At 46.9% G+C, this 3,131-nt stretch carries 1 rRNA gene; it reads left to right on the forward strand.

The features are described from left to right. Positions 1 to 91: 91 nt before the first annotated feature. A 23S ribosomal RNA gene (locus ON24_RS08805) occupies positions 92 to 3,110 on the forward strand. Positions 3,111 to 3,131: the final 21 nt, after the last annotated feature.

Below are 3,131 nucleotides of genomic sequence, written 5' to 3' on the forward strand. Positions count from 1 at the left end.
TTAGTATGTTTACTATTATTTTTTAATTATTGTTAGATTTTTTTGACTTAGTTATATATGTTCAACTAGATATCTTTATTTAGATTTTAGAAAATATTGCTACTTATACTGTCTGGGGGATGGCTTGGCTTAAGTTGCCTATGAGGGTCGTGGTAAGCTGCGATAAGCTTGGGCGAGGAGCATACATCTTTTGAACCCAAGATTGCCTAATGGGACTTCCTAAACATCTTTTTTTTGGGTGTTTGATTCGTGTAGAATCGGGAACCCGCTGAATTGAAACATCTTAGTAAGCGGAGGAGAAGAAAGAAATATTTCGATATCGTGAGTAACGGCGAGCGAAAACGATTTAGGACAAACTGAATCCTGTTTTGTAAATTGCAGGAGATGTGGTGTTTTTGACCTGCTTGGGCCTTTCTGTTTAAGTTGAAGTTTTTTTTTGGAATGTTGCGCCGTAGAGGGTGATAGCCCCGTAGATATGTGATGGAAAGGTTTTTATGTGGTGTTCTTGAGTAGGATCCGTTGGAAATCGGGTTTGAATTTGGGAGGCATCAACTCCTAATTCTAAATACATCTTAAGACCGATAGCGTATGAGTACCGTGAGGGAATGCTGAAAAGAACCCCTTTGGGGGGTGAAAAGAACCTGAAACCAGATAGTGATAGCCAGATGTGGCGTGGAAGGAATGAAGTTCTTTGAAAGAATCAATGGTGACGTTGTAGTATGAGGAGAATGGACTAATGTCATATCGTTCGTTTTGAAATACGAGCCAGGGAGTTTTCTGTTGTGGCGAGGCTAAGAAGTTTAGCTTCGTAGTCGGAGGGAAACCGATTTAGTCCGTAGCACCTTTTTGTGGGTGTGTGGGGCAGGGTCTTAATAGGGCCTGAAGTCACAGCGGTAAAACCCGAAGCCGGTTGATCTATTCCTGGGCAGGATGAAGTCGCTCTTACGAGCGATGGAGGTCCGGCGAGTTGTTGTCGTGCAAAACACTCTCTTGACTTGGGAATAGTGGTGAAAGGCCAATCAAAGCCGGTGACAGCTGGTTCCACTCGAAATGGCTCTGAGGCCAGACTGACTGGAGATAGGTAGCGGGGTAGAGCACTGATTGGGCGTTTAGGGTGGGAAACTACTCGGCGCACTGTAAAACTCCGAACTCGCTACCGTCTTTGAAGGTTGGATTGAGGGATGCGGGGTAAACTTGTGTCCCAAGAGAGAAACAACTTAGACTGTGGTTAAGGTCCCTAAATGTTGGATAAGTGTAAGGAAGTCTTTGGCCCAAGACAATGGGCAGGTGGGCTTAGAAGCAGCCATCCTTTAACGAGTTCGTAACAGATCACCCATCGAGGTCAAAGGCGCCTAAAATGGACGGGAATTAATCCAACTACCGATACCATGGACTGCAGATTTTTTTTGTCTGTAATGGTGTAGAGTGGCGACCTGTGAGGGTAGAAGGGGGGACGTGAGTTCCTTTGGACCTTGCAGGTATGTGGATCCTGGTAGTAGTAGCAGCAAAGTAATGTGAGAATCATTACCGCCGGAGGGGCTAGGGTTCCTTGGCAATGTTCGTCAGCCAAGGGTTAGTCGATCCTAAGGCCAGTTGTAAGTCGAGCTGGTCGAAAGGGAAACAGGTTAATATTCCTGTACATAATATTTACGTGCGGTGACGCTTTGACTAATTTCTGACTCTTTGAGATAGGCCTTGTAGGATTGTCGTCCTATTTAAGTATACGGTAGCCTGGGGAGAGGTGTAATAGCGAGAACCAGGTGATGTTGTGATGAGCTGTCTGTTTTTGGATGGTTTGGCTGATTCATGGAGACCTTGAAAAGGGAATTAGTATTGGATAGTATTATTTCGTACCGAGATCCGTCACAGGTGCCCCTAGTTGAGTAGACTAAGGCGTGTTAAGGTAACTTAGCTAAGGGAAATCGGCATATTAGCCCCGTAACTTTGGGAGAAGGGGTGCCAGCTATGTGAGTAGCTGGTCTCAGTGACCAGGGGGGCCCGACTGTTTAATAAAAACATAGCTCCTAGCTAGCCCGAAAGGGTGTGTACTGGGGGCGACACCTGCCCAGTGTTGGCACGTGAAGCTGCGGTTCAACGTAGTGAAGCGCCAATAAACGGCGGGGGTAACTATAACCCTCTTAAGGTAGCGAAATGCCTTGTCGGACAAGTACCGACCTGCATGAATGGTAGAACGAGGTCCCCACTGTCCCTAGCTAGAACTTAGTGAACCTGCTATTCTGGTGCACATGCCAGAGAATTCCATTGGGAAGCGAAGACCCCGTAGAGTTTTACTGCAGTCTGTCGTTGAAGCTTGGTTTTAGGTATGCAGTGTAAGTGGGAGAATTCGATGCTAAGTCGCCAGGTTTAGTTGATTCGTTCTTGAGACACCACTTTCTTATGACTGTGTTTCTAACATGCATGTCTTTTTGTGTGGACACCGATAGATGGGCAGTTCGGCTGGGGCGGCACGGGCTTGAAATTGTATCAAGCCCGCCCTATGGTCAACTCAGGTGGGACAGAGATCCACCGTAGAGTGTAAGAGCAAAAGTTGGCCTGACTGTATTTTGATCAGCAAGAAATTCAGAGGCGAAAGCCGGGTCTAGCGAACCTCAAGGTCCTCCTTGATGGGGGCTTGAGATGACAGAAAAACTACCTCGGGGATAACTGGGTGGTCGCAGGCAAGAGCCCATATCGACCCTGCGGCTTGCTACTTCGATGTCGGTTCTTTCCATCCTGGGTGTGCAGCAGCACCCAAGGGTGGGGTTGTTCACCCATTAAAGGGGAACGTGAGCTGGGTTTAGACCGTCGTGAGACAGGTTGGTTGCTATCTAATGGATTTGTTAGTGGTCTGAGGGGAAGGTGGCTCCAGTACGAGAGGAACGAGTTGTCGGTGCCTCTGGTCGACCAGTTGTCTGATAAGGCATTGCTGGGCAGCTACGCACTGTGTAATAAAGGCTGAAAGCATCTAAGCCTGAGGTACTCCCTGAAAATAGATTGCTTTAGGACGCGAATAGAAGATTCGTTTGATGGGGTAGGGATGTGAGCTTCGAGGTTTTTTATTATCCGAGTTGTTTAGTCCGCTGCTTCCAATTGTTCACTGCTTTATTTTCTATGTCAGTCTTTCGATGATT

The sequence above is a fragment of the Methanobrevibacter boviskoreani JH1 genome (assembly GCF_000320505.1).
Taxonomy (GTDB): Archaea; Methanobacteriota; Methanobacteria; order Methanobacteriales; family Methanobacteriaceae; genus Methanarmilla; species Methanarmilla boviskoreani.